Raw genomic sequence first — 412 nt, 5'->3', positions numbered from 1 at the left:
GCGCATGCGCGAGTGGCGCGAGCTGCATCGCCAGCTGCGGCTGCTGTGCGAGGAACTGGGCTGGAAGGAAGAGGCCAGCGAGGCATCGATGGCACCGCTGCTGGCCGGCAGCAGTGCGCCGGCACCGGCACGTGATGACGCGGCCTCAGTAAAGGCCACCCGCGGCCAGTTGCATCGTGCCGCGCGCCTGGCCCGCGAGGGCAAGGCCGAGGCCGCACCGGCACCGGTGGCCGTGCGCGCGCAGAAGGAACAGGCGCCCGCCGGCGGCGGCTTCAGCGAACGCGTGCGTGCCGCTGCCTACCAGACCCTGCACCGGGCGCTGGTGGCGGGCCTGCCGACGCAGATCGGCCACCGCACCGAGAAGGGCGATTTCCAGGCACCACGCCAGCGCCCGGTGCAGGGTCTGGTAGGC

General features: G+C 73.5%; 1 pseudogene. It reads left to right on the top strand.

Going from position 1 to position 412, the window contains the following annotated elements:
- Nucleotides 1-412, top strand: a pseudogene (locus A9K58_RS18805) (DUF3418 domain-containing protein); the annotation flags it as partial.

The sequence above is a fragment of the Stenotrophomonas maltophilia genome, assembly GCF_001676385.1.
Taxonomy (GTDB): Bacteria; Pseudomonadota; Gammaproteobacteria; order Xanthomonadales; family Xanthomonadaceae; genus Stenotrophomonas; species Stenotrophomonas maltophilia_J.
The sequence above is the reverse complement of the archived record's forward strand: the minus strand, read 5'-3'. Positions and strand labels throughout refer to the sequence as shown.